Annotated in this window: 21 protein-coding genes; 17 read left to right on the top strand and 4 right to left on the bottom strand. The window is 66.4% G+C overall.

Features of this window, described 5'->3' with window-relative positions; all coding sequences use genetic code 11:
- Positions 1-10 precede the first annotated feature (10 nt).
- From nthA to AC3WLC_RS08240, 4 genes are all read left to right on the top strand, one after another.
- Positions 11-652: a nitrile hydratase subunit alpha gene (gene nthA, locus AC3WLC_RS08255; protein ID WP_493683449.1), complete on the top strand. Its 642-nt coding sequence runs from the start codon at positions 11-13 to the stop codon at positions 650-652.
- A 53-nt stretch (positions 653-705) separates the two neighbouring features.
- Entirely contained in the window at positions 706-1,365 is a 660-nt protein-coding gene (gene nthB, locus AC3WLC_RS08250; RefSeq protein ID WP_493683448.1) for a nitrile hydratase subunit beta, read from the top strand.
- On the top strand, positions 1,352-1,735 hold the full coding sequence (locus AC3WLC_RS08245) for a nitrile hydratase accessory protein (RefSeq protein ID WP_493683447.1): 384 nt from the start codon (positions 1,352-1,354) through the stop codon (positions 1,733-1,735). Before nthB ends, AC3WLC_RS08245 begins: the two co-directional genes overlap by 14 nt.
- Positions 1,736-1,813: 78 nt before the next feature.
- Positions 1,814-2,746: a DUF6454 family protein gene (locus AC3WLC_RS08240; RefSeq protein ID WP_493683446.1), complete on the top strand. Its 933-nt coding sequence runs from the start codon at positions 1,814-1,816 to the stop codon at positions 2,744-2,746.
- A 3-nt stretch (positions 2,747-2,749) separates the two neighbouring features.
- Here the strand turns inward: AC3WLC_RS08240 and AC3WLC_RS08235 are convergent, their stop codons facing one another.
- Complete coding sequence (locus tag AC3WLC_RS08235) at positions 2,750-3,766, bottom strand: nickel/cobalt transporter (RefSeq protein WP_493683445.1); 1,017 nt, start codon at positions 3,764-3,766, stop codon at positions 2,750-2,752.
- Positions 3,757-4,407, bottom strand: a complete 651-nt coding sequence (locus AC3WLC_RS08230; protein WP_493683444.1) for a DUF1007 family protein — start codon at positions 4,405-4,407, stop codon at positions 3,757-3,759. The genes AC3WLC_RS08235 and AC3WLC_RS08230 overlap by 10 nt, the downstream gene beginning before the upstream one ends.
- Positions 4,408-4,687: 280 nt before the next feature.
- Between AC3WLC_RS08230 and AC3WLC_RS08225 the strand changes: the two genes are divergently transcribed.
- On the top strand, positions 4,688-8,242 hold the full coding sequence (locus AC3WLC_RS08225; RefSeq protein WP_493683443.1) for an indolepyruvate ferredoxin oxidoreductase family protein: 3,555 nt from the start codon (positions 4,688-4,690) through the stop codon (positions 8,240-8,242).
- 1 nt (position 8,243) lies between these two features.
- Here the strand turns inward: AC3WLC_RS08225 and AC3WLC_RS08220 are convergent, their stop codons facing one another.
- The gene (locus AC3WLC_RS08220; protein WP_493684516.1) at positions 8,244-9,206 is read right to left on the bottom strand and encodes a GlxA family transcriptional regulator; all 963 of its coding nucleotides are present in this window, start codon (positions 9,204-9,206) and stop codon (positions 8,244-8,246) included.
- A gap of 125 nt (positions 9,207-9,331) precedes the next feature.
- Between AC3WLC_RS08220 and AC3WLC_RS08215 the strand changes: the two genes are divergently transcribed.
- The 10 genes from AC3WLC_RS08215 to AC3WLC_RS08170 all read left to right on the top strand — a co-directional run bounded on the left by AC3WLC_RS08215 (position 9,332) and on the right by AC3WLC_RS08170 (position 18,901).
- A complete protein-coding gene (locus AC3WLC_RS08215) occupies positions 9,332-9,994 on the top strand; it encodes an HD domain-containing protein (RefSeq protein ID WP_493683442.1) in 663 nt (220 codons plus the stop codon).
- A gap of 88 nt (positions 9,995-10,082) precedes the next feature.
- Positions 10,083-10,676 (top strand): LysE family translocator, encoded by a 594-nt coding sequence (locus AC3WLC_RS08210; RefSeq protein WP_493683441.1) that lies wholly within the window; start codon positions 10,083-10,085, stop codon positions 10,674-10,676.
- 145 nt (positions 10,677-10,821) lie between these two features.
- The gene (locus tag AC3WLC_RS08205; protein WP_493683440.1) at positions 10,822-11,496 is read left to right on the top strand and encodes a Crp/Fnr family transcriptional regulator; all 675 of its coding nucleotides are present in this window, start codon (positions 10,822-10,824) and stop codon (positions 11,494-11,496) included.
- Between the two features lie 188 nt (positions 11,497-11,684).
- Positions 11,685-12,260, top strand: a complete 576-nt coding sequence (locus AC3WLC_RS08200) for a hypothetical protein (RefSeq protein WP_493683439.1) — start codon at positions 11,685-11,687, stop codon at positions 12,258-12,260.
- A gap of 189 nt (positions 12,261-12,449) precedes the next feature.
- On the top strand, positions 12,450-14,819 hold the full coding sequence (locus AC3WLC_RS08195; RefSeq protein ID WP_493683438.1) for an Orn/Lys/Arg family decarboxylase: 2,370 nt from the start codon (positions 12,450-12,452) through the stop codon (positions 14,817-14,819).
- Positions 14,820-14,834: 15 nt separating this feature from the next.
- Positions 14,835-15,374, top strand: coding sequence for a GNAT family N-acetyltransferase (locus AC3WLC_RS08190; protein ID WP_493683437.1), 540 nt, complete (start codon positions 14,835-14,837; stop codon positions 15,372-15,374).
- A 123-nt stretch (positions 15,375-15,497) separates the two neighbouring features.
- Positions 15,498-16,496 (top strand): cupin domain-containing protein, encoded by a 999-nt coding sequence (locus AC3WLC_RS08185; protein WP_493683436.1) that lies wholly within the window; start codon positions 15,498-15,500, stop codon positions 16,494-16,496.
- Between the two features lie 148 nt (positions 16,497-16,644).
- On the top strand, positions 16,645-17,601 hold the full coding sequence (locus AC3WLC_RS08180; protein ID WP_493683435.1) for a SphA family protein: 957 nt from the start codon (positions 16,645-16,647) through the stop codon (positions 17,599-17,601).
- A gap of 92 nt (positions 17,602-17,693) precedes the next feature.
- Positions 17,694-18,431, top strand: a complete 738-nt coding sequence (locus tag AC3WLC_RS08175; RefSeq protein WP_493683434.1) for an alpha/beta fold hydrolase — start codon at positions 17,694-17,696, stop codon at positions 18,429-18,431.
- A 29-nt stretch (positions 18,432-18,460) separates the two neighbouring features.
- Positions 18,461-18,901 (top strand): nuclear transport factor 2 family protein, encoded by a 441-nt coding sequence (locus tag AC3WLC_RS08170; protein ID WP_493683433.1) that lies wholly within the window; start codon positions 18,461-18,463, stop codon positions 18,899-18,901.
- Positions 18,902-18,988: 87 nt separating this feature from the next.
- On the opposite strand, the gene AC3WLC_RS08165 is transcribed toward AC3WLC_RS08170, so the two are convergent.
- A complete protein-coding gene (locus AC3WLC_RS08165) occupies positions 18,989-19,330 on the bottom strand; it encodes a hypothetical protein (protein ID WP_493683432.1) in 342 nt (113 codons plus the stop codon).
- A 291-nt stretch (positions 19,331-19,621) separates the two neighbouring features.
- On the opposite strand from AC3WLC_RS08165, the gene AC3WLC_RS08160 reads away from it, so the two are divergent.
- Both AC3WLC_RS08160 and AC3WLC_RS08155 read left to right on the top strand, forming a co-directional pair.
- Positions 19,622-21,610, top strand: a complete 1,989-nt coding sequence (locus tag AC3WLC_RS08160) for an AMP-dependent synthetase/ligase (protein WP_493684515.1) — start codon at positions 19,622-19,624, stop codon at positions 21,608-21,610.
- Positions 21,607-22,422 (top strand): ABC transporter ATP-binding protein, encoded by an 816-nt coding sequence (locus tag AC3WLC_RS08155; RefSeq protein WP_493683431.1) that lies wholly within the window; start codon positions 21,607-21,609, stop codon positions 22,420-22,422. The genes AC3WLC_RS08160 and AC3WLC_RS08155 overlap by 4 nt, the downstream gene beginning before the upstream one ends.
- The last annotated feature ends 152 nt before the right edge of the window (positions 22,423-22,574 follow it).

Genomic DNA, 22,574 nt, shown 5'->3' with positions numbered 1-22,574 from the left:
GGAGACTGCCATGAGCGGCCACGACCATCACCATCATCATGACCATGACCATGACCATGACAACCATTTCACGCCGATCGAAGCGCGGGTGAAGGCGCTGGAATCGCTGATGGTCGAGAAGGGCTACGTCGACCCCAGCGCGCTCGACGCGATCATCGACACCTATGAGACCAAGATCGGCCCACGCAACGGCGCCCGCGTCGTCGCCAAGGCCTGGAGCGACCCGGCCTATGCCGCGCGCCTGAAGGCGGACGGCAGCGCCGCCGTCGCCGAGCTCGGCTATGGCGGGCGCGGCGGCGAGCACATCGTCGCCTGCTTCAATACGCCGGAAGAACACAACCTCATCGTCTGCACTTTGTGCTCCTGCTATCCGTGGCCGGTGCTGGGATTGCCGCCGGTTTGGTACAAATCACCGCCCTATCGCGCCAAGGCGGTGATCGACCCGCGCGGCACCCTCGCCGATTTCGGCGTGACCCTGCCGGAAGGCCAACGCATCCGCGTCTGGGATTCGACCGCCGAAACCCGCTTCATCGTCATTCCGATGCGCCCTAAGGGCACGGAAGGCTTGAGCGAGGACGAGCTGGCGTCGATCGTCAGCCGCGACTCGATGATCGGCGTCGGCCTGCCCAGCGCAGCTTCAGCAAAAGTGTAAGCGGTTCTGCGTCCGAAGCTGCGCCAGAGCAAAGAAACTTGGGAGGACAGGCCATGAACAGCGCCCACGACCTCGGCGGCCAGATGGGCTTCGGCCCGGTCGTGCCGGAGAAGGACGAGCCGATCTTCCATGCCGATTGGGAGAAGAAGGTCCTGGCGATCAACGTCGCTGCCGGCGCGATGGGCGCCTGGACGATCGACGGTATCCGCCATGCGAGAGAGAGCCTGCCGCCGGCACAGTATTTGTCGTCGAGCTATTACCAGATCTGGCTGGCGGCGCTCGACAAGGTGCTGGTCGAGCAGGGCTTCCTGAGCAAGGAGGAGCTGGCCTCCGGTGTCGCCGGCAGCACGCGCCGGGAGCCCAAGCGCGTTCTGAAAGGCGAGGAGGTTCCGACCGTCCTGCGCCGCGGTTTCCCTTATGAGCGCGAGGCGCCGGCGCCGGCCCGCTTCAAGGTCGGAGACAAGGTCCGCACCATCGTGATGCATCCACAGCACCATACTCGCCTGCCGCGCTATGCCCGCGGCAAGCAGGGCGTCATCGAAGTGGTCACCGGCTGCCATGTCTTCCCCGATACCGGCGCCCATGGCGCGCCCGAGACGGCGCAATGGCTCTACACCGTCGTCTTCACCGGGCCGGAGCTCTGGGGTCGCGACGCCGATCCGACGACGAGCGTCAGCATCGAGGCCTGGGAGAGCTATCTTGAGCCGGCCTGACGCTGCCCTCGCGGAGGCCCTCGCGGCCGGGACACCGATCCCGCGCGATGCCGAGGGGCCGGTCTTCGCCGAGCCCTGGCAGGCGCAGGCCTTTGCCCTCGTCGTCGCCTTGCAGAACCGCGGCGTCTTCAGCGCCGATGAATGGGCGCAAGCGCTCGGCGCCGAGATCCGCGAGGCGCTGGCCAATGGCGGCTGCCGCGACGGTTCCGATTATTACGAGCGCTGGTGCGAGGCGCTCGAGCACCTGCTGATCGAGAAAGGCCTCGCCTCGCATGACGGCGTCGATGCCCGCGCCGCCGCCTGGGAACGCGCCGCCGAGGCGACGCCGCATGGCAAGCCGATCCTGCTGGAGAACGACCCACTGCGCTGAACGCGGCTTTGCATCCTCGTCACGAAGCGCGACTATGCCGGCAACGCCCGATAACGGGGCTGCCGCAGGAGGATCGCGATGAAGACCGCAGTGATGGTGTTTGCCGCGACGGCGCTGGCGACGATGGCGCAGGCCGCCGATCCCGCGCTCAACACGCTGCTCCCGAAGCTGACGCGGTCGACGCAATGGACGCAGAAGGCCGCGATCGAGCTGCAGTTCCCGACGCACCATCCGCAGGGCATGGTCAAGATCGGCGACGCCTTCTTCATCTCCTCGGTCGAGATCAAGAAGCCGACGACGCGCTTCACCGAGCCGAAGGACGGCTATGATCGCGACACCGGCGAAGGCACGGGCCATCTCTTCAAGGTCGATGCGCAGGGCAAGCTGCTGGCTGAGATCACGCTCGGCGAAGGCTCGGTCTATCATCCCGGCGGCATCGATTTCGACGGCAAGGACCTTTGGATCCCGGTCGCCGAGTACCGCCCGAACAGCCAGTCGATCATCTACAAGGTCGATCCGCAGACGCTGAAGGCGACCGAGGTCTTCCGCTTCAAGGACCATGTCGGCGGCATCGTCCACAACACCGACGGCAAGTCGCTGCACGGCGTCAGCTGGGGCTCGCGCCGCTTCTACGCCTGGCCGCTCGGCGCCGACGGCAAGGTCACCAACGCCGATGCCGCGCCGGAGAGCCTGCGCGTCGCGAATCCGGCGCTCTATATCGACTATCAGGACTGCCACTATATCGGCATGGGCCGGATGCTCTGCTCCGGGCTCAACAACTACCGCGCCAGCAAGGACGGCCCGGTCTTCCGCCTCGGCGGCTTCGAGATCGTCGATCTCAAGGACAATCGCCCCGTCTTCCAGCTGCCGGTCGAGCTGTGGTCGCCGTCAGGCCTGCCGATGACGCAGAACCCGTTCTGGGTCGAGCCGATGGCTGAAGGCGTGCGCGCCTATTTCATGCCGGATGACGACAAGTCGACGCTGTTCGTCTACGAGGCGGCGGCGAAGTAGGGATCAGCTCCCCTGCCCGGCGGCCCAGAGGCCGAAGAACAACGCCGCGCCCAGTACCGCGACGAAGGCGGCCGCCAGCATTTCGAGCCCGGCGATGATCCGGGCTCCCCGGAGCGAACCGCCGCCGGCGAAGCGCAGGGCCGCGAACTTGAAGAACACTGCCAGCGCCGCGAGCGCGCCGGTGGTCAGCGCCGTGCCGAGCGCCATGGCGAAGGTCGCGGCGATGCCGGCCCAGAGCAGACCCTGCGCATTGGCGAAGACGAGGACGATCAGCGCCCCCGCGCAGGGACGCAGGCCCGCCGCCAGCACGACGCCGGCCATCTCGCGGACCGAGCGCAGGCGCGAGACTTCCTCGGCACCGGGCATGTGGACATGATCGCAGCTTGCAGCGTCGTGCACCGCGCCGCCGCCGAGCGCGACGAGATTGCCGGCCTTGCGCCAGAGCACGTAGAGCCCGACCAGCGCCACCAGCGCAAAGCTGCCCTGCTCGATCACCCAGGTCGTCGAGGTCATCGTCTTCGCCGTCGCGTTCAGCGCCAGCGTCAACGCGCCGACCAGCCCGATCGCCACCAGCGCCTGCACCAGTGCCGCCGCGAAGGAGAGCGCCAGCCCGCGCTTCAGGCTGCGATTATCGGCGACGATGTAGCCGGAGATCACCGCCTTGCCATGGCCGGGCCCCGCAGCGTGGAAGACACCGTAGGCGAAGGCGAGCCCGAGCAGGCCGGGCAGCGCCGCCGGCGACTGCGCGATCGCCTTCAGCGTCGCGGTCAGCTCACGGTAGAAGCTCGATTGCCAGGCGAGGATGACCGCGCCGATGCCCGTCGTCGCCGGCAGCGCCTCGCGCGGCAAGGCCGTGCCGAACGGATTGCGTGGCGGCGGGGGTGGCGGCGGGAAATAAAGACTGGCCAGCCAGGCGATCAGCCCGAGCGCGCCGGCGACTAGGGCAAGCGCCAGCAAGGCGACGAGCAGCCGGCGCGGCCAGAGCGGCAGGCCCAGTGCGGCGGGAGAGCTCAGGGACATGCCACCAGCGCCCGTGTGGTGACCTGATAGGCACTCATGTCCGGCGTCGCGGTGATGTCCTCCTGCGCCAGGCGCTGCTGCGTCGCCGCATCGAGCTTGGGCGGGCGCATGATCCGGACGATGCAGCCCTTCGGCGCGTCGCGGGCCGCCACCGCATCGGCCTCCTCGCCAATCTCGAAGGCGACGAAATAGGTGGGATCGCCGACCTCGATGCCGAAGGAGCGGTTGGCCGTGGCCGGCGTCTTCAGCGGCAACGTATAGGTCAGCGTCAGGATCTTGTTTTCGTAGGCGAGCGAGGCCTCGCTCGGCGTGCCGAACTCCTGCACCTTGCCGTTCGCCTTGGCGATGGTGAAGAAGCCGACATCCGGCAGCGATTCCATGTTGACCTTGGCGAGCTCGGTCAATTCGTCCGGGGTGATCTTGCCGTCGCCGTTCTTGTCGAGGCCCTGGACCATATAGGCCGAATAGGCCTCGTCGAAACTCCAGCGATGGCGCAGCGCCTTCACCGCGCCGCTGGCGTCGTAGAGGATTTCGGTGCGAGAGGTCACGAAGACGTGCGGATGCGCCAGCGCCGGCAAGGCGAGGCCGAGCAAGCTCACGGCAGCGGCAAGCAGCGTCAGGAGCGTCGAGTATCGCGGCACGCGGCAATTTCCTCGAATCTGCGGCGAATCCGGCCGAGCCTTCATACAAAAACGCGCCTTGCGCGCCTACCCTTGCAATCCCGTGCCGTGAGCCCTGCCGGCATCGCCCGCAAAGGCGGCCAAATCGCGGCGCAGGCGGCCTCCGCCACTCTGGAATCACCCCAGGGTGATTTGACGATATCACGTCAGTTATGACAGCCTTGCTGACGTAATAACGCATTGGAGACCGGCGCTACCGGTCCCTATAGTCGACTTGAGTGCGATCGTCGGGAGGTCGGCCATGGCCGGTACGCAGCAGACTTCGCAGGGCACCGCGGCGACCGAGCCGGAGCTCAGAGCCGTCGCGCTCGACGACAAATACGACCTCTCCAAGCAGCAGATCTTCCTGACCGGCACGCAGGCCATCGCCCGCATGCTGCTGGTCCAGCATGAACGCGATCGGCGCGCCGGGCTCAACACCGCCGGCTTCGTCTCCGGCTATCGCGGCTCGCCGCTCGGCGGGCTCGACCAGCAGCTCGCCCGCGCCGGCAAGCAGCTCAAGCCCGCCAACATCGTCTTCCAGCCCGGCCTCAACGAAGATCTCGCCGCCACCGCGATCTGGGGCACGCAGCAGGCCGAGCTCTCCGGCGAGGGCAAGTATGACGGCGTCTTCGCGCTCTGGTACGGCAAGGGTCCCGGCGTCGACCGCACCGGCGACGTCTTCCGCCATGGCAACATGGCCGGCACCTCCCGCCATGGCGGCGTGCTCTGCCTGCTCGGCGACGACCACACCGCGGAATCCTCGACCAACGCCCACCAGACCGAGTTCGTCCTGGTCGACCGGATGATGCCGATCCTCAATCCGGCCGGCGTCCAGGAGATCATGGACTATTCCCTGCACGGCTTTGCGCTCTCGCGCTTCGCCAGCGTCTGGGTCGGCCTGAAATGCGTCAAGGACAACATCGAATCGACCGCCTCGGTTGACGGCTCGATCGACCGGGTCAGCATCGCGATCCCCGACGATTTCGTCATGCCGCCAGGTGGCCTCAGCATCCGCCGCGAGCTCGATTTCCTCGACCAGGAAAAGCGCCTGCATCTGCACAAGCGCGCCGCGATCCTCGCCTATCTGCGCGCCAACAAGCTCAACCAGACCATCCTCTCCGGCGGGCAAGCACCGCGCATCGGCATCATCACCGTCGGCAAATCCTATCTCGACGTGCGCCAGGCGCTGGAGGAACTCGGCCTCGACGAGGTCCGCGCCAATGACCTCGGCATCCGCCTGTTCAAGATCGCCTGCCCCTGGCCGCTCGATCCGCAGGATTTGAAGGGTTTTGCTGAAGGCCTCGACCTCGTCATGGTCGTCGAGGAGAAGCGCTCGCTGATCGAGGTCCAGCTGCGCGAAGAGCTTTACGGCACCGCCCACCAGCCCATGGTGATCGGCAAGAAGGACGAACAGGGCGAGTGGCTCTTCCCCGTCCATGGCGCGCTCGATCCCAACGACATCGCCATCGCGCTCGGCGCCCGCCTGCTGCAGTATCACGACGATCCGGCGCTGAGAGCACGCCTCGAGGAGATCGCTGCCGCGCAGGGCCGACTCGCCGAGGCGCAGGAAGTCGCCAAGCGCACCCCCTATTTCTGCTCGGGCTGCCCGCACAACTCCTCGACCGTCGTGCCCGAGGGCTCGCGCGCCTATGCCGGCATCGGCTGCCATTACATGGTGCAGTGGATGGACCGCGACACCACCGGCTTCACCCAGATGGGTGGCGAAGGCGCCAACTGGGTCGGCGAAGCGCCGTTCTCGACACGCGGCCATGTCTTCCAGAATCTCGGCGACGGCACCTACACCCATTCCGGCTCGCTCGCGATCCGCTGGGCCGTCGCCTCGGGCGTCAACATCACCTACAAGCTGCTCTACAACGATGCCGTCGCGATGACCGGCGGCCAGCAGGCCGAAGGGCATCTCTCGCCCGACCAGATGGCCCGCCAGGTCGCGGCCGAGGGCGTCTCGCGCATCGCGGTGGTCTCCGACGATCCCGACAAGTATCCGGCCGGCACGCTCTGGCCACCCGGCACCACTCTGCACCATCGCGACGATCTCGACGCCGTCCAGCGCGAGCTGGCCACCGCCAGCGGCGTCTCGCTGCTGCTCTACGACCAGACCTGCGCCACCGAGAAGCGTCGTAGGCGCAAGCGCGGCGCCTATCCCGATCCGGACAAGCGCGTCATCGTCAACGAGCTCGTCTGCGAAGGCTGCGGCGATTGCGGCGTCAAGTCGAACTGCGTCTCGGTGCAGCCGCTCGAGACCGAATTCGGCCGCAAGCGCCAGATCGACCAGTCGAACTGCAACAAGGACTTTTCCTGCGTGAAGGGTTTTTGCCCCTCCTTCGTCACCGTGCATGGCGCCCGGCCGAAGAAGGCGGAGCCGCGCACGATGGATGCCTCCGCGCTCGGCGCCGGCGAACTGCCCGAGCCGAAGGTCCCGGCGCTCGACCGCAACTTCGCGATCGTCGTCACAGGCGTCGGCGGCACCGGCGTCGTCACCATCGGCGCGATCCTCGGCATGGCCGCGCATCTGGAAGGCAAGGGCTGCGGCATGATCGATATGGCCGGCCTCGCCCAGAAGGGCGGCGCCGTGTTCAGCCATGTCCGCCTCGCCCCGACGCCGGAGGAAATCCACGCCATCCGCGTCGCCGCCGGCCAGGCCGATCTCGTGCTCGGCTGCGACCTCACCGTCACCGGCTCGAAGAAGGTGCTGGGCGCGATCCGCCAGGGCCGCTCGGCCGTCGTCGTCAACACCGCCGAATCCATGCCCGGCGACTTCACCCGCAACGCCGATTTCTCACTGCCGACCGAGCGCCTGAAGCGCTCGATCGTCTCCACCGCCGGGCGCGACGCGACCCATCTCGTCGATGCGACTGCGGCGGCGACGACCTTCCTCGGCAATGCCATCGCCGCCAACATGTTCATGCTCGGCTACGCTTGGCAGTTCGGCGCGGTGCCGCTGTCGCGGGCCTCGCTGCTGCGCGCCATCGAGCTCAACGGCGAAGCCGTGGCGATGAACAAGCAGGCTTTCGAGCTCGGCCGCCGCGCCGCGCACGATCCGGCTGCGCTCGCCGCCGCCCTCGCCGAGGCCAAGGCGCCGACGGAAGCGCGCCAGCTCTCGCGGAGCCTCGACGAGATCGTCGCCCGCCGCGTCGACTTCCTGACCAGCTACCAGAACGCCGCCTATGCGGCGCGCTATCGCGACCTCGTCGAGAAGGTTCGCGCCAAGGAAGCGAGCGTGCTTCCCGGCCAGAGTGCGCTGGCCGAGGCTGTCGCGCGCTATCTCTTCAAGCTGATGGCCTACAAGGACGAGTACGAGGTCGCCCGGCTCTACAGCGACGGCGCCTTCCGCAAGCAGCTCGCCGCAACCTTCGAGAAGGACAGCGCGACCGGCCAGAAGCTCCGTCTCGAATTCCACCTCGCTCCGCCGCTGCTGGCGAAGCGCGATCCCAATACCGGCCTGCCGCGCAAGATGAGCTTCGGTCCGTGGATGCTGGGCGCCTTCGGCCTGCTGGCGAAGCTGAAAGGCCTGCGCGGCACCGCCTTCGACATCTTCGGCTACACGCAGGAGCGCCGGACCGAGCGCCGGTTGATCGCCGATTACGAGGCGCTGGTCGCCGAGATCCTGGGCAAGCTCTCGCCGCAGAACCATGCGCTCTGCGTTGCGCTGGCCGCGGTTCCGGAGAAGATCCGCGGCTTCGGCCACGTCAAGGAACGCCATCTCACCGCCGCCAAGGCCGAGGAAGCCGAACTGCTGAAGCGCCTGCGCGACGGCTTGGCCGAGGCGCTGGCGATGCCGCGGGCGGCGGAATAGCTCAACCGATCCGGGCGTGACGCTTGCGGTATTCGGCCGGGGTCACGCCGACATGGCGGGCAAAGGCCCGCCGCAGCGTATCGGCATCGGCAAAGCCGCAAAGCGCGGCGACCTGCTTGGGCGCCTCCTTCCCACCTTCCAGCAAGTGCCGCGCGGCGGAGACGCGTGCCGCCTCGACCCAGGCGGCCGGCGTCAGTCCGACCTCGCTGCGGAACAGCCGGGCGAAATGGCGCGGGCTCAACTCCATGCGTCGCGCCAGGCTGGCGACGCTGTGATCCTCGGCCGGATTGGCCGCGACCCAGCGCTGTACCTCCTGCAGCGCCGAGCGCCCGGCCGGCTCGGCCTCGCCCTTGCGGCTGAACTGGAGCTGGCCGCCTGGTCGCTTGAAGAACATCACCAGCTGGCTCGCCACCTTGAGCGCGACCTCGCGGCCGAGATCCTCCTCGACCAGCGCCAGAGCCAGATCAAGCCCGGCGGTGACGCCAGCGGCGGTGCGCAAGCGGCCATCGCGGACATGGATCGCATCCGCGTCGACCGTCACCGCCGGATAGCTCCGCGTGAGCTGCTCGGCCACAGCCCAATGCGTGGTGACGCGATGGCCGTCGAGCACTCCAGCAGCTGCGAGGATGAAGGCACCGCTGCAGACCGAGCCATAGCGGCGAGTGCGCGGCGCTCGCTCGTGGAGCCAAGCGAGAAGGTCGGGCGCGGGCATCATCTCCGCCGCTTGCGGCGCGCCGGCGACGAGCAGCGTGTCGATCTCCTCGGCATGGGCATCGGCGATCGACAGATCGGGCAGGAGCCTGACGCCGGATGAGCTGGCGAGCGTGCCTGAATCAGCCGCAATGACGAGCAGACGATAGTGCGCTCTGCCGGCCTGCCGGTTTGCTTCGGCGAAGACGTCGAGCGGGCCGGAGACGTCCAGCAGCTGGACGCCGGGCACGGCGAGAATGGCGATCGTCCTGATCGACGGGATGGTGAAGCTCCATGTCTCCCTGAATCCGCTTTTGGCAGAAATCGACGTAAGACGTCAATTGAGGACAAGCCATCCTCTGACTAGCCTGCGGCCGAACTCATCCGCAGGAGGCCCTGATGACGACGATCCATGGCGTGAGCATCCCCGACAGCAGGCTGGCGCGCGCCGCGACCGAGCTGGTGCGTGACACCGAGACGCCGCTGCTGTTCCACCATTCCAGCCGGGTCTATTATTTCGGCGCGCTGGCCGGGCTGAAGCGCAAGCTGAGCTTCGATCGCGAGCTGCTCTATGTCGGCGCGATGTTCCACGACATGGGGCTGATGAAGCAGCACAGCAGCGCCGATGAGCGCTTCGAGGTCGATGGCGCCAATGCCGCGCGCGATTTCCTGCGCGGGCACGGCATCGCCCAGACGGATATCGACACGGTCTGGACAGCGATCGCGCTGCACACCACGCCCGGCATCCCCAAGCACATGCATCCGGTCGTCGCGCTGGTCACGGCCGGCGTCGAGATGGATGTGCTCGGCCTGACCTATGGCGAATACAGCGATGCCGAGCGCGAGGCCGTCGTCGCCGCCCATCCACGCGACGAGAGTTTCAAGGAAGAAATCATCCAGGCCTTCTTCGACGGCATCAAGCACAAGCCGGAGACGACCTTCGGCAACGTCAAGGCCGACGTGCTCGCCGACAAGGACCCACAGTTCAAGCGGGGTAATTTCTGCTCGGTGATCCGCTGCTCGCACTGGCATGGTCCGTCGCGGCCAACCTGCGAGGCGTGAGCACAAGGCCCGCACGAACGTTCAAGACCCGCAGCGCTTCTCCCGCTTTTCTTCGCGCTCGCTGCCAAGCGGTGCGCGGAGAACGATCATGGATGGGTTGGCTGGCTTTCTCCTCGCCGGCATCGCTCTCACCGGCAGCCCCGGCCCGGCGACCCTGAGCCTGACCGCGACCGGCGCCGCCTTCGGCATCCGCCGCGGCCTCGGCTATGGCACCGGCATCACGCTCGGCATGCTCGCGGTGATGGCACTGACCGCGAGCGGCGTCGTCGCCGTCGTGCTGGCGCTGCCCGGTTTGGCGCCGGTCGTCACGATTCTGGCTGCGCTCTACTTCCTCTACCTCGCCTTCCGCATCGCGACGGCACCGCCGCTCGCCGAGGCGGACGGCGATGCCGCCGCGCCCTCATTCGCCGCCGGCTTCGCGCTCTCGCTGGTGAATCCCAAGGGCTATGCGGCGATGGCGGCACTGTTCTCCGGCTTCGCGCTGCTGCCGCAGCAACCGGCTGTTGATGCAGGCCTCAAGATCGGCCTGCTCTTCCTCGTCATCGCCATCGTTAATATCGCCTGGCTGCTCGCAGGCTCAGGCCTGACGGGGCTGTTCCGCGATCCCCGGAGCAACCGCATCGTCAACCTGATCTTCGCCGTCCTGCTGCTCGCCTCGCTCGCCGCGGCGATCCGGTTCTGAGCCCGGAATCGAGGGTCACCTCGCAGCAGCGGCGCACGGCGCGCCTGGGGATCGATGCAAGCGGCACAATGGCCGGCTTGACTTGAGTTTGCGATGAATCGGGCCGCATAGTGCGCGACGAGCGCATGCGAGGGGCCGGCGAATCTTGATTTCCGAGGACGAGCTGCGCCGCATCGCCGCCTGGTCGAACGACCTCACGCCGGAGGAGTTCGAGGAAGCCAGGCGCGGCACCAGCATCAAGACCTATGGCAAAGGCGCCTATGTCTGCCATGTCGGCGACCGGCTCGAATCCTGGACCGGCGTCGCCGACGGGCTGCTGAAGATGAGCACGACCTCGCGCAGCGGCAAATCGGCGACGCTCGCCGGACTGCGCGGCGGCGCCTGGTTCGGCGAGGGCACGATCATCAAGAACGAAGCGCGGCGCTACGATCTCGTCGCGCTGCGCGAGAGCAAGGTCGCACTGATGCGGCGCCAGACTTTCCTCTGGCTATTCGAGCATTCGGCCGCCTTCAACCGCTTCCTGGTCCACCAGTTCAACGAGCGCCTCGCCCAGTTCATCGGCCTCGCCGAATACGACCGCATGCTGGGCGCGACCGGGCGCCTCGCCCGCAACCTCGCCTGGCTGTTCAACCCGATCCTCTATCCGAACAACGACCGGACGCTGACGATCTCGCAGGAAGAGCTCGGCCTGCTCGCCGGCATCTCCCGGCAGATGGCCAATCAGAGCCTCGCCAGGCTCGCCGAGCTCGGCTTCATCAAGGTCGGCCATAACGAGGTGACAATTCTCGATCTGGAGCGCCTCGCGCGCTACGAAGGCTAGGGCAAAACAGACAGAGCGCAGCACTCACCCGCATTCGTCTGCCGACGACCTATTGTCGTGTGGCGGAAGTTGGCCTTTATTCTTGGACCCGCGAAGTCATCCATTCGCAATTTTCTCGATCTTCAGACCGAATCCCGACAACCGGCAGTCGATCTCAGACCGGACAGCGTTCGAAAGGGAGACGTCCAATGTTGAAGAAAATCAGTGCAATCGCCGCAGTTTCATTCGCTCTGGCAGGCTGCGCGACCACTCCGACGGTCACCAGCCAGACGGTCATCGTCGCCGGCGTCGGGCCGGTCGAGGTCGAGCGGTTGGAGGTCGAGGTCGCCTCCGTCGATCCCGCAAGGCGCCGCGTCGTCGTCAAGCAGGGCCGCCAGACATGGCCCGTCGCGGTGCCCGAGGTGTTCGGTAGCCTGGAGAATCTCCGCCCGGGCGACCGGGTCGAGGTTCGCCGCGTCGAGGGCGTGATCCTCGACGTCAAGCGGGCTCGCAAAGGCGCCAAGCCGGCGATCATCTACACCGAGGCCTCGGCCGACTCGTCCTTCCAGAACCTGCCGGAACGCTTCGTCGTGCGGGCGCTGACTGTAACGGCGCGATTCGAGAGCTTCGATCCGGCGACGAACATCGTCAGCTATGTCGGACCGGCCGGGCCGCGGACCAATGTCGTGGCCGATCCCGACATTCAGAGCCAGCTGGGTCGCCTGAAGCGCGGCGACATGGTCGAGCTGAGCTTCGCCGAAGCCTTCCTGCTCCAACGGCTCTGATCGCCTCTGCGCACGGCAGCCTCGGAACGAATAGGCCGGGCGCGACCCCACTTCGAAAGAAGGCGGGGGTTGTGCCCGGCAGCGGCAACGGATGGAGCGATGGCGCGGCCCGAACCTAGCCGGCTCCATGGTCGCCGAATTGTCGCATAAATCGCCCAATGCTGCTGGTTCACGCCCAGCGGAGCCGGCATGGACTATTTCAGGCGCTTCACCTTCCTGTTCGCGACGCCGAACTTCGATGCCGAGGATCTCGAAGGCATCCGCTTCAACCAGATCATCGAGGAGATCGAGCGGTCTGGCTTCGAGGTGGTCAAGGCGCGCAAGCTCGAGGATGCCGAGATCGCGGTCCAGACCGACGCCGCGATCGGCTGCATGGTGGTCGACTGGGGCAAGAAGGGCCTGGAAGGCAAGACCGCCGCGCTGATCAACCTGATGCGCCGGCGCGGCCTCGATTTCCCGATCATCCTCCTGATCCGCCGCAAGCGCTTCGAGGACGTGCCGGTCGAGGTGCTCGACTTCATCGACGGCTACATCTTCCTCTCCGAGGAGACCCCGCCCTTCATCGCCAAGAGCCTGATCAGCCGTCTCAAGCAATATGCCGAGACGCTGAAGACGCCGTTCTTCGGCGCGCTCGTCGACTATGCCGAGGAAGGCAACCATCTCTGGACCTGTCCGGGCCACAATGGCGGCGTGTTCTACAGCCGCAGCCCGATCGGCCGCGTCTTCATGGAGCATCTCGGCGAGGCGGTGTTCCGGGACGACCTCGACAATTCCGTACTCGATCTCGGCGACCTCCTGACCCATGAGGGCCCTGCCCTGAAGGCACAGAAGGAAGCGGCGCAGATCTTCGGGGCGGAGAAGACCTATTTCGTCCTGAATGGCACTTCGACCTCGAACAAGGTCGCACTCGCAGCATTGGTCACCGATGGCGACCTCGTCCTGTTCGACCGCAACAACCACAAGGCCGCCCATCACGGTGCGCTGCTGATCGCCGGCGGCATACCCGTCTACATCCCGACCGCGCGCAATGCCTTGGGCCTGATCGGCCCGATGCGCTGGGAGAGCTTCGACGAGGAGGCGCTGCGCGAGCGCATCCGCCTGAACCCGCTGGTCAAGGATCCCGAGGCCTGGACAAAGCCGCGCCCGTTCCGCGTCGCCGTGGTCGAGCAGTGCACCTATGACGGCACGATCCACTCGGCCCAGATGATCCTCGATAAGATCGGGCACCTCTGCGAGTATATCCTCTTCGACGAAGCCTGGGCCGGCTTCATGAAGTTCCATCCGCTCTATGCCGGGCGCTTCGCCATGGGGCTGACTGGCCTCGGACCGGACTCGCCCGGCATCATCGCGACGCAATCGACCCACAAGCAGCTCGCGAGCTTCAGCCAGGCCTCGCAGATCCACATCAAGGACCGGCACATCAAGGGCCAGAAGCGCCGGGTCGAGCACCGGCGCTTCAACGAGAGCTTCATGCAGTACGCCTCGACCTCGCCGTTCTATCCGCTGTTCGCCTCGCTCGATGTCGGCGCGCAGATGATGAAGGGGCGCTCCGGCGAGGTGCTCTGGGACGACACGATCCGGCTCGGCATCGAGCTCCGCAAAAAGATCCGGGCGGTGCGCCGCGAATTCGAGGAGAAGGAGACGAGGCCCGAGCGGCGCTGGTTTTTCGAGCCCTTCGTGCCGGACCGGGTCAGCATCGCCGACGCTTCGCGCGAGGGCGCCGTCCACGATGTCGCCTGGGAGATGGTCGCGACCGACCAGCTCGCCAGCAACCCCGGCTACTGGCAGCTCGCACCGGATGCGGGCTGGCATGGCTTCACCGGCATGGAGCCGGGTTTCGCCATCACGGACCCCAACAAGCTGACCCTGCTGACCCCCGGCTTCGACCGCGAGACCGGTGCCTACGCCGAGCATGGCATCCCGGCCCCGATCGTCGCCCAGTACCTGCGCGAGAACCGGATCGTCGCCGAGAAGAACGACCTCAACTCGCTGCTCTTCCTGCTGACGCCGGGCGTCGAGGCGAGCAAGGCCGGCACGCTGATCAGCGGGCTCGTCGCCTTCAAGAAGCTGCACGACGACAACGCCTTGCTGGAAGAGGCGATCCCTGAATTCTACCGCCGCCGGCCAGGCCGCTATGCCGGCGTCAGGCTACGCGATCTTTGCGGGCAGATGCACCGCTTCTTCCGCGACCATGACGTCAGCGGCCTGCAGAACCGGCAGTTCTCGCCCGAGCATCTGCCGGAGATGGCGATGTCGCCGCATGATGCGGCGCGCTGCCTGACGCGCAACGATGTCGACTATCTGCCGATCGACGCCATCGCCGGCCGGATCGCGACGACGCCCTTCGTCGTCTACCCGCCGGGCATCGCCACCATCGTTCCCGGCGAGCGATTGACCGAGCGGGCCCAGCCGATGATCGACTATCTCAAGATGTTCGAGGCCTGCTTCAATCTCTTCCCCGGCTTCGAGGTCGAGATCCAGGGCGTCTATCGCGAATTCGATGCCGAGGGGCGGGTGCGGCTGCACACCTATGTCGTCAGCGAGCAGGCGCAGGGCTGAGGGTCGCGACGAGGCATGCAGAGTGACCTACCGATCATCATCCGCCCTTCCCGCGATGACGATGTCGAGCCGATGCTGGCGATCTATCGCCGGCATATTCGCCACGGCATCGAGGCCGGCGTCGAGGATACCGGCACGCCGCAGCCCGACGATCTGAAAGACCGGCGCAAGAACCTGCGCAGCCGCAAGCTGCCGCATCTGGTCGCGACCCGTGGCGGCGAGGTCGTCGGTTACGCCTATGTCGTGCTGTTCCGCAAGCGGCCGGCCTACCGCTTCACGGTGAAGCACTCGATCTATGTCCATCATGAGCATCTCGGCCGCGGTATCGGGAGGCTCCTGATGCAGGCGCTGATCGACGCCTGCGCCGCCGCCGGCTTTCGCCAGATGATCGGCTATATCGACGCCGAGAACAGCGCCTCGCTGGCCTTGCACGAGCGCTTCGGCTTCGCCCGGGTCGGGCTGCTGCCGGGTGTCGCCTATCGCCATGGCAAATGGTCAGACAGCGTCATGGTGCAAAGATCGCTCGGGCCGGGCGCCACGCAGCCGATTGCTTAGGCTGGGCCTGCCCGGTCAACCCGACCCTCCAATCTGGAGCGGTCAGGCGTACGCCACCCGCTTGAAATTACTTTTATACAAAGCTAATTTATACAGCAAAATTATGGGCCGGGGAGTGAAGCCATGACCATGCCCGCCTCCTATGTCGCCGAGCGCCTGTTCGGCGGCGAGCATCTGATCCTCGCCAGCAATGATCCCGACGAGGTCATCGACGGCTGCAGCAAGGCTCTACGGCCCCATCGCCTTCACCTGAACGGACGGGGGGCCGCACTCGCAGCCCGTCTCCACCATGTTCCTATCGGCTCCTTCTCGATGAGCCGACTCTCCTATGGCAGCGATGTCACCGTCGTCCCGGAGATCCCGCAAGGCGGGCATTTCCTGGTCACACTGCCGCTGCGGGGCAGTGCGCGCTTTCGTTATGGTGCCTCGACTGCGGAGCTCAAGCCGGGCCGGGGCTCGATCGTGGGCCCTTATCAGGAATGCCAGCTCGATATCGACGGGGCCTTCGACCAGATCCTGCTGCGCCTCGACCGGCGGCGGGTCGAACGCCTCTGCGCAGACCTCGCCGGAGTGGAGCGGGCGGCGCCGGTCAATTTCGAGCTTGGCCTGCGCGATACGCCGACCTTCTGGCACAAATTGCTGGAGGCGGCCGCGAGCCTGTCGCTGCTCGGCGACGGGCTCGCGCATCCCAAGCTGTTCATCCGCCTCGAGGAACTCATCATCGAGTCGCTGCTGGTCACGCAGTCGAACAATTTCAGCGCCGCGATCTCGGCGGCGACCCAGCCTGCACGCTCGGCGCAGCTGCGCCGGGCCATGGAGCATATGCGCGCGCATATCGGCGGACCCATGCGCCTGAGCCAGGTCGCCCGGCATTGCGGCTTGAGCTTGCGCAGCCTGCAGGCCGGCTTCCAGCGGGAACTGGGCGTATCACCCAGCCGCTGGCTGCGGGCGGAGCGGCTCGATCGCGTGCATGCCGTCCTGACCTCGGCACCGCCCGGCACGGTGTCCGTCACGGATGTCGCCCTGCAATGGGGCTTCGTTCACCTGGGAGACTTCGCGAGCCAGTTCAAGGAGCGGTTCGGCCACAAGCCATCCGCAGTCCTCGCCAAGCAGACCTCCTGAATCGCAGCGCCGGCTCGCAAGATTTTCGCGTCGGCGATAGCGCTCTGCGCGCTTCCGATAGTCCGGGCGCCTCCCCTCTCCATGATGCGGCGGATGAACTCTGCCGTTGCCCTCGCGGCTCCAGAGCAGAGCCGCAACGGGAGGGGACATGGTTTTCCGGAGAGCATTTTCGGCCGCGCTGATTGCGGGAGCGGCCGCGCTGGCCTGGCCGGCCAGCGCCTTCGAGGCCGGCTATATCGGGGCGGCGCAAAAGCCGGGCATCGTGCTCGGCCAATCCGCCGCGACCCCGCCGCCCGGCCTCTACATGTTCAACAACGTCCTGAACAATTCGGGCTCTCTCGTCGGTCCGGGAGCGCCGAGCACGGCAGCCGGCGGGCGGACATCGGTCGAGATTCCCGGCGGCGCGCTGGGCCTGATGTGGGTTCCCGGCTGGACGCTGTTCGGGGCGACCTACGACGCGACGATCTTCCAGCCTGCCATGAGAATTGGCGTCGGCGCCCCGATCCATACCAATCCAGGCGGCCTGCACAACACCTTCATCGCCCCGGTCGGCCTGAGCTGGAAACTGGGCGATAGCGACTTCTATCTCAAGGCAGGCCTCGGCATCTGGTTGCCGACCGGCACGCGGGGCGGCGCGAACGGGCTCGGCAATATCGGCGCGCCCTGGTGGACGTTCCAGCCCAATCTCGTGCTGTCCTACGTCAAGGACGGCTGGAATCTCACCGCCAACATCTCGCAGGAGATGAACACGGCCAATTCGATCACGGACTATACCAGCGGCAACGTCCTGCATGCCGAGTTTACGGCCACCAAGACGATCGGCAACTGGACGCTGGGGCCGGTGGCTTACTATGTCGGCCAGGTCAGCAAGGATCGCTCGAGCCCGTTCTATGGCGGCGCGATCAACCTCAATCGCTACGATATCTGGGCCGCCGGCGCGATGGTCGGCTACAATTTCGGCCCGGCAACGCTGAGCGTCTGGGCGACCAAGGAACTCTCGGCCCGCACGTCCGGCGGAACGCCGCGCTACGGCGTCGACAGCGCGACGGTCGCCAAAGGCACCACCGTATTCGCCACCCTGAAGTACCGGCTCTGGGGTCCTTGACACCCCAAAAGCGGGCGATCGCGCCTGTGCGCCCGCCCCCGCGGATCTTCGATCAGGCCCATCAAATCTGCACGACCAGAAAGGACCGCTTCATGCTCTACGCAGTCGAACAATGGGGAGACCGCGGCGACCGGATCGTCATGGTCCATGGCAGTCTCGGGGTCGGCGCCGCCGCCTTCCTCGAGCAGAAGGAGCTGAGCGACAGCTTCGCCCTGTCGATCATGACCCGCCGCGGCTATGGCGACACCGCCCCGATCGTTGCGGTCGATGTTCACAAGGACGCAGGCGATATCGTCGCCCTGCTGGGTGATGGCGCCCATCTCGTCGGGACGTCGATGGGTGGCGTCATCGCCATGAACGCCGCTGGCATGCGCCCCGATCTCGTGCGGTCGCTCACCGTGATCGAGCCGCCCGCCTTTGCGCTCGCGAGCGATCTTCCGGCCGTGCGACGCGTCTCGCAGGCCATGAAGGCGCATTGGGCCAGGGCCGACCCGGCCAATCGACATGGCTTCGTCACCGGCTTCCTCGCCGCCCTGGAGATGGACATGCCCCTGCCTCGGCCACTGCCGCCGCCGGTCGCGGCCGCCGCCGTCAATCTGGTCACCGAGCGCCCCTGGCGCGTCGACGTGCCGATCGGTGCGGTCGCGGATGCGCGCTTTCCCAAACTCGTCGTCACCGGCGGCTGGAGCGAGGCCTTCGACGGCATCAGCCAGCGCCTCGCCGATCTGCTGCAGGTCGAATGCCACTGCCTGCCGGGAGCCGGGCATGCCGTCCAGAAAATCGGCGCGCCTTTCAACACGCTGCTGCGGCGACACCTCGCATCCGCCTGACATCATCCAAAAGCAGGGAGATCATCACGATGACACTGACGACTGCAGACAAGATCGAAATCCAGGAACTGTCCTCGCAGATCTATATTTGCCTCGACGGCAAGGACGCGCCGGGCTTCGCTTCCTTCTTCGCGAATGACGGCGCCTTCGTCGCCCCCTATGGCGACTTCGTCGGCCCGGAAGCGGTGGAAGACTTCATCGCCAAGCACATCGCTGCAGGCAAGGAAGACAGCGTCCGCCATTTCCTGAGCAATCACCTCATCGAGGCGCATGACGAGGGCGCGCGCCATCGCTTCTACATCCACAAGGTCAATGTCGCGGTGGGGCCGGTGGCGATCGCCACGGCTGGAGCCGACTGCCTGGTCAAGCAAACCGAGGGCGGCTGGCGCTTCAAGCGTTTCCAGCTCAGCATCGATCCCGCGATGTTCGGCGACGCCAAGCCGGTCGTAGGCCCGCTTCCGAAGGACTGAGCTTTCGACGCAGCACGCCGGCGTCCCCTGAAAAATGTGGCCTGCCTGCCCCTATCGGCAGGCAGGTCACTCCGCTTTGAAGGCGGCCTACGATCCCCCACCCGGCGAGAAGAAACACAGCAGCTCCCCCGCATCGTTCATGCAGAGATGGAAGAAGCCGTCGGGCGAGAGGCGGGCCTTCTGATAGGGGATTTCGAGCACAACTGTTTGGCGGCGCTCCGTCACCCACATCGGATGCCGCCCCGGCCTGATCGTCACCACGAAGCCGGCCGGGGTCTCCCGCACCTCGCTGACATCGATCTGCGCGCAATCCGCCTCCGAGCAGCATTCAAACGGGTAGTCCCAGCCGCCGAACGCTCGATGCGCATGTGTCTGCGTCGCTCCCACAGCGAGCAGCATCGCGATCGTGATCGAGGCAAGCGCACGCATCGGCCGGTCCTCGCAACGAGCCATCAACCTGCGTGCGCAGCCGAAAACACTGCGCCAGCCCGGTGAAAACCGGGCGCCTGCTAGCCTTGCGATGTCGGGAAGTGCCGCCCGGCCGATCGCGGGGCTGAAGGCCAAGTCGAACCTCGGCGGGACAATAGCGCCTCAAACACGTCTTGTCTGTCAAGTGGCTTCTTGCACAGCGCCGAGCCACCTGCAAAGCTTGCATGATCGCACAAGGGCCTCGGGCCCCGGCAAACCCGCGACAGACGGGGCGACAGGGTGGAGACGACGATCGTGGCAAGCGCAGCCGCCGGCCAGGCGGACACCTTTCCCAAGCTCGTGCTGCGCAATGCACGGGAGCGCGGCGCGCGTGTCGCGTTCCGGCACAAGGACCTCGGCATCTGGCAGTCCTGGACCTGGGCCGAGGTCGCCGAGCAGGTCCGCGCCTATGCAAGGGGTTTCGAGCAGCTCGGCCTGAAGCGCGGCGAGAAGGTCGCCATCGTCGGCTACAATCGGCCGCGCCTCTATTGGTCGATGGCCGCGGCGCAATGGCTCGGCGCGATCCCGGTGCCGGTTTATGCCGACAGCGTCGCCGACGAGATGGCCTATGTGCTCGACCATGCCGGAGCGGTCTTCGCCTGCGTGCAGGATCAGGAGCAGGTCGACAAGGTCTTGTCGGTCGTCGAACGCCTGCCGAACCTGCGCCACATGCTCTATGACGAACCGCGCGGCTTGCGCGACTATGACCACGCCAAGCTCCACGACATCAGCGACGTGATCGAGGCCGGGCGCGCCGCGCTCAAGGACACCGCCGTTTCAGCCGCGCATGATCGCGAGATGGAACAGGGCGCGAGTGGCGACCTCGCCATCATCCTCTACACCTCCGGCACGACAGGGCGGCCCAAGGGCGTGATGCTCACCCATTTCAACGTCATCACCGCCGCCGAGATTGGCTGCAGCTTCGATGGGTTGAACGAGAACGACGAGATCATCGCCTATCTGCCGATCGCCTGGGTCGGCGACCACGTCTTCTCCTATGCGCAGGCGATCATCGCCGGCTTCTGCGTCAACTGCCCGGAAGGCCCCGAGACCGTCGTCGACGACCGCCGCGAGATCGGCACCACCTATGCCTTCGCCCCGCCGCGCGTCTTCGAGACCATGCTGACGCTGACCATGGTGCGCATGGAGGATGCCGGCTCGCTGATGCGGAAGGTCTTCCACTACTTCCTCGGCGTCGCCAAGCAGCATGGCGAGAAGATCCTGAACGGCGAGAACGTGCCGCTCGGCGCCCGCCTGCTCTACAAGCTCGGCGACATCCTGATCTACGCCCCCTTACGCAACCGCTTCGGCCTGACCAACATCAAGGTCGGCTACACCGCCGGCGAGGCGATCGGCCCCGAGCTCTTCCGCTTCTACCGCTCGATCGGCGTCAACCTGAAGCAGCTCTACGGACAGACCGAGGCCGGCGTCTACATCACCATGCAGCCGGACGGCGAGATCAAGGCCGACACGGTCGGCAAGCCGGCGCCGCAGGTCGAGATCCGCATCGCCGACAATGGCGAGGTGCTCTACCGCTCGCCCTCGATCTTCCGCGGCTACTACAAGGACGACGAGAAGACCGCCGAGACGATGACCGAGGACGGCTATGTCCGCTCGGGCGATGCCGGCTTCTTCGACGAGAGCGGCCACCTCAAGATCATCGACCGCGCCAAGGACGTCGGCAAGCTCAACTCCGGTGAGCTGTTCCCGCCGAAATACATCGAGAACAAGCTGAAGTTCTATCCGAACATCAAGGAGGTCGTCGCCTTCGGCCAGGGCCGCGACTACGCGACGGTGGCGCTCAACATCGACCTGACCGCCGTCGGCAACTGGGCCGAGCGCAACAATGTCGTCTACGCCTCCTATCAGGAGCTCGCCGGCCATCCGCAGGTCTACGAGATGATGGCCAAGCATGTCGACGAGGTGAACCGCTCTCTCGCGGCCGAGCCGATGATGGGCGGCGCCCAGATCAAGCGCTTCCTGATCCTGCACAAGGAGCTCGACGCCGACGATGGCGAGCTCACCCGCACCCAGAAGGTCCGGCGCGGCTTCATCGCCGAGCGCTACGCCCCGCTGGTCGAGGCTTTGTACGATGGCTCGACCCAAGCTGACATTTCTACGGAAGTCACCTTCGAGGACGGCCGCAAGGGCGTGATCTCGGCGACGGTCAAGGTCGCCGATGCGAAGATCTATCCGGTCACGGCTCCAGCAGCGACCTCTGCGACGAAGGAGGCGGCATGAACGCGCATTCCATGGCCGTCACCGGCACGCCGGTCACGCACAAGGGCGAGGTGCTGCTCTCGGTCGAGAACGTCTCGCTGCGCTTCGGCGGGGTGAAGGCGATCACCGACGTCTCCTTCGACATCCGCAAGGGCGAGATCCGCGCCATCATCGGCCCGAACGGCGCCGGCAAGACCTCGATGCTCAACTGCATCAACGGCTTCTACCATCCGCAGGAAGGCCGCATCACCTATAAGGGCGTGCGCCGCGCCAAGGTCAGGCCGCACCAGGCCGCCGCCGCCGGCATCGCCCGCACCTTCCAGAACGTCGCTTTGTTCAAGGGCATGTCCACGCTCGACAACATCATGACCGGGCGCACCCTCAAGATGCGCAAGGGCTTCTTCTGGCAGGCGTTGCGCCACGGCCCGGCGATGAGCGAGGAGATCGAGCACCGCAAGGTGGTCGAGGACATCATCGACTTCCTGCAGATCCAGCACATCCGCAAGCTGCCGGTCGGCAAATTGCCCTATGGCCTGCAGAAGCGTGTCGAGCTCGGCCGAGCCCTTGCCATGGAGCCGGAGCTCCTCCTGCTCGACGAGCCGATGGCCGGCATGAACCTCGAGGAGAAGGAGGACATGTGCCGCTTCATCCTCGACGTGAACAACCAGTTCGGCACGACCATCGCCCTGATCGAGCACGACATGGGGGTGGTCATGGACCTCTCCGACCGCGTCGTCGTGCTCGAATACGGCCGCAAGATCGCCGACGGCACCCCGGCCGAGGTCAAGGCCGACCAGCGCGTGATCGACGCCTATCTCGGAGTGGCGCACTGATGGCCGCCGCAAGCAAGGACATGAGCGCAAAGGACATGAGCGCATGAGCGACATCGCCGCGCAGCCCGCGCCCAATCTCCTCGCCAATGGCTGGATCAAGGCCGGCGTCATCGTGATCGGCCTCGTCGCCGCCGCGCTGATCGGCGCCCGTA

The sequence above is a fragment of the Allobosea sp. GW821-FHT03A12 genome (assembly GCF_058986765.1).
Note: the sequence above shows the minus strand (reverse complement) of the source record. Positions and strands in the feature narration are given on the sequence as shown.

Excerpts from the sequence above, each read along its gene's own strand:
- nthA (WP_493683449.1), top strand. The coding sequence starts at position 11 with ATGAGCGGCCACGACCATCACCATCATCATGACCATGACCATGACCAT.
- nthB (WP_493683448.1), top strand. The coding sequence starts at position 706 with ATGAACAGCGCCCACGACCTCGGCGGCCAGATGGGCTTCGGCCCGGTC.
- AC3WLC_RS08240 (WP_493683446.1), top strand. The coding sequence starts at position 1,814 with ATGAAGACCGCAGTGATGGTGTTTGCCGCGACGGCGCTGGCGACGATG.
- AC3WLC_RS08235 (WP_493683445.1), bottom strand. The coding sequence starts at position 3,766 with ATGTCCCTGAGCTCTCCCGCCGCACTGGGCCTGCCGCTCTGGCCGCGC.
- AC3WLC_RS08225 (WP_493683443.1), top strand. The coding sequence starts at position 4,688 with ATGGCCGGTACGCAGCAGACTTCGCAGGGCACCGCGGCGACCGAGCCG.
- AC3WLC_RS08215 (WP_493683442.1), top strand. The coding sequence starts at position 9,332 with ATGACGACGATCCATGGCGTGAGCATCCCCGACAGCAGGCTGGCGCGC.
- AC3WLC_RS08210 (WP_493683441.1), top strand. The coding sequence starts at position 10,083 with ATGGATGGGTTGGCTGGCTTTCTCCTCGCCGGCATCGCTCTCACCGGC.
- AC3WLC_RS08200 (WP_493683439.1), top strand. The coding sequence starts at position 11,685 with ATGTTGAAGAAAATCAGTGCAATCGCCGCAGTTTCATTCGCTCTGGCA.
- AC3WLC_RS08195 (WP_493683438.1), top strand. The coding sequence starts at position 12,450 with ATGGACTATTTCAGGCGCTTCACCTTCCTGTTCGCGACGCCGAACTTC.
- AC3WLC_RS08190 (WP_493683437.1), top strand. The coding sequence starts at position 14,835 with ATGCAGAGTGACCTACCGATCATCATCCGCCCTTCCCGCGATGACGAT.
- AC3WLC_RS08185 (WP_493683436.1), top strand. The coding sequence starts at position 15,498 with ATGACCATGCCCGCCTCCTATGTCGCCGAGCGCCTGTTCGGCGGCGAG.
- AC3WLC_RS08180 (WP_493683435.1), top strand. The coding sequence starts at position 16,645 with ATGGTTTTCCGGAGAGCATTTTCGGCCGCGCTGATTGCGGGAGCGGCC.
- AC3WLC_RS08175 (WP_493683434.1), top strand. The coding sequence starts at position 17,694 with ATGCTCTACGCAGTCGAACAATGGGGAGACCGCGGCGACCGGATCGTC.
- AC3WLC_RS08170 (WP_493683433.1), top strand. The coding sequence starts at position 18,461 with ATGACACTGACGACTGCAGACAAGATCGAAATCCAGGAACTGTCCTCG.
- AC3WLC_RS08165 (WP_493683432.1), bottom strand. The coding sequence starts at position 19,330 with ATGCGTGCGCTTGCCTCGATCACGATCGCGATGCTGCTCGCTGTGGGA.
- AC3WLC_RS08155 (WP_493683431.1), top strand. The coding sequence starts at position 21,607 with ATGAACGCGCATTCCATGGCCGTCACCGGCACGCCGGTCACGCACAAG.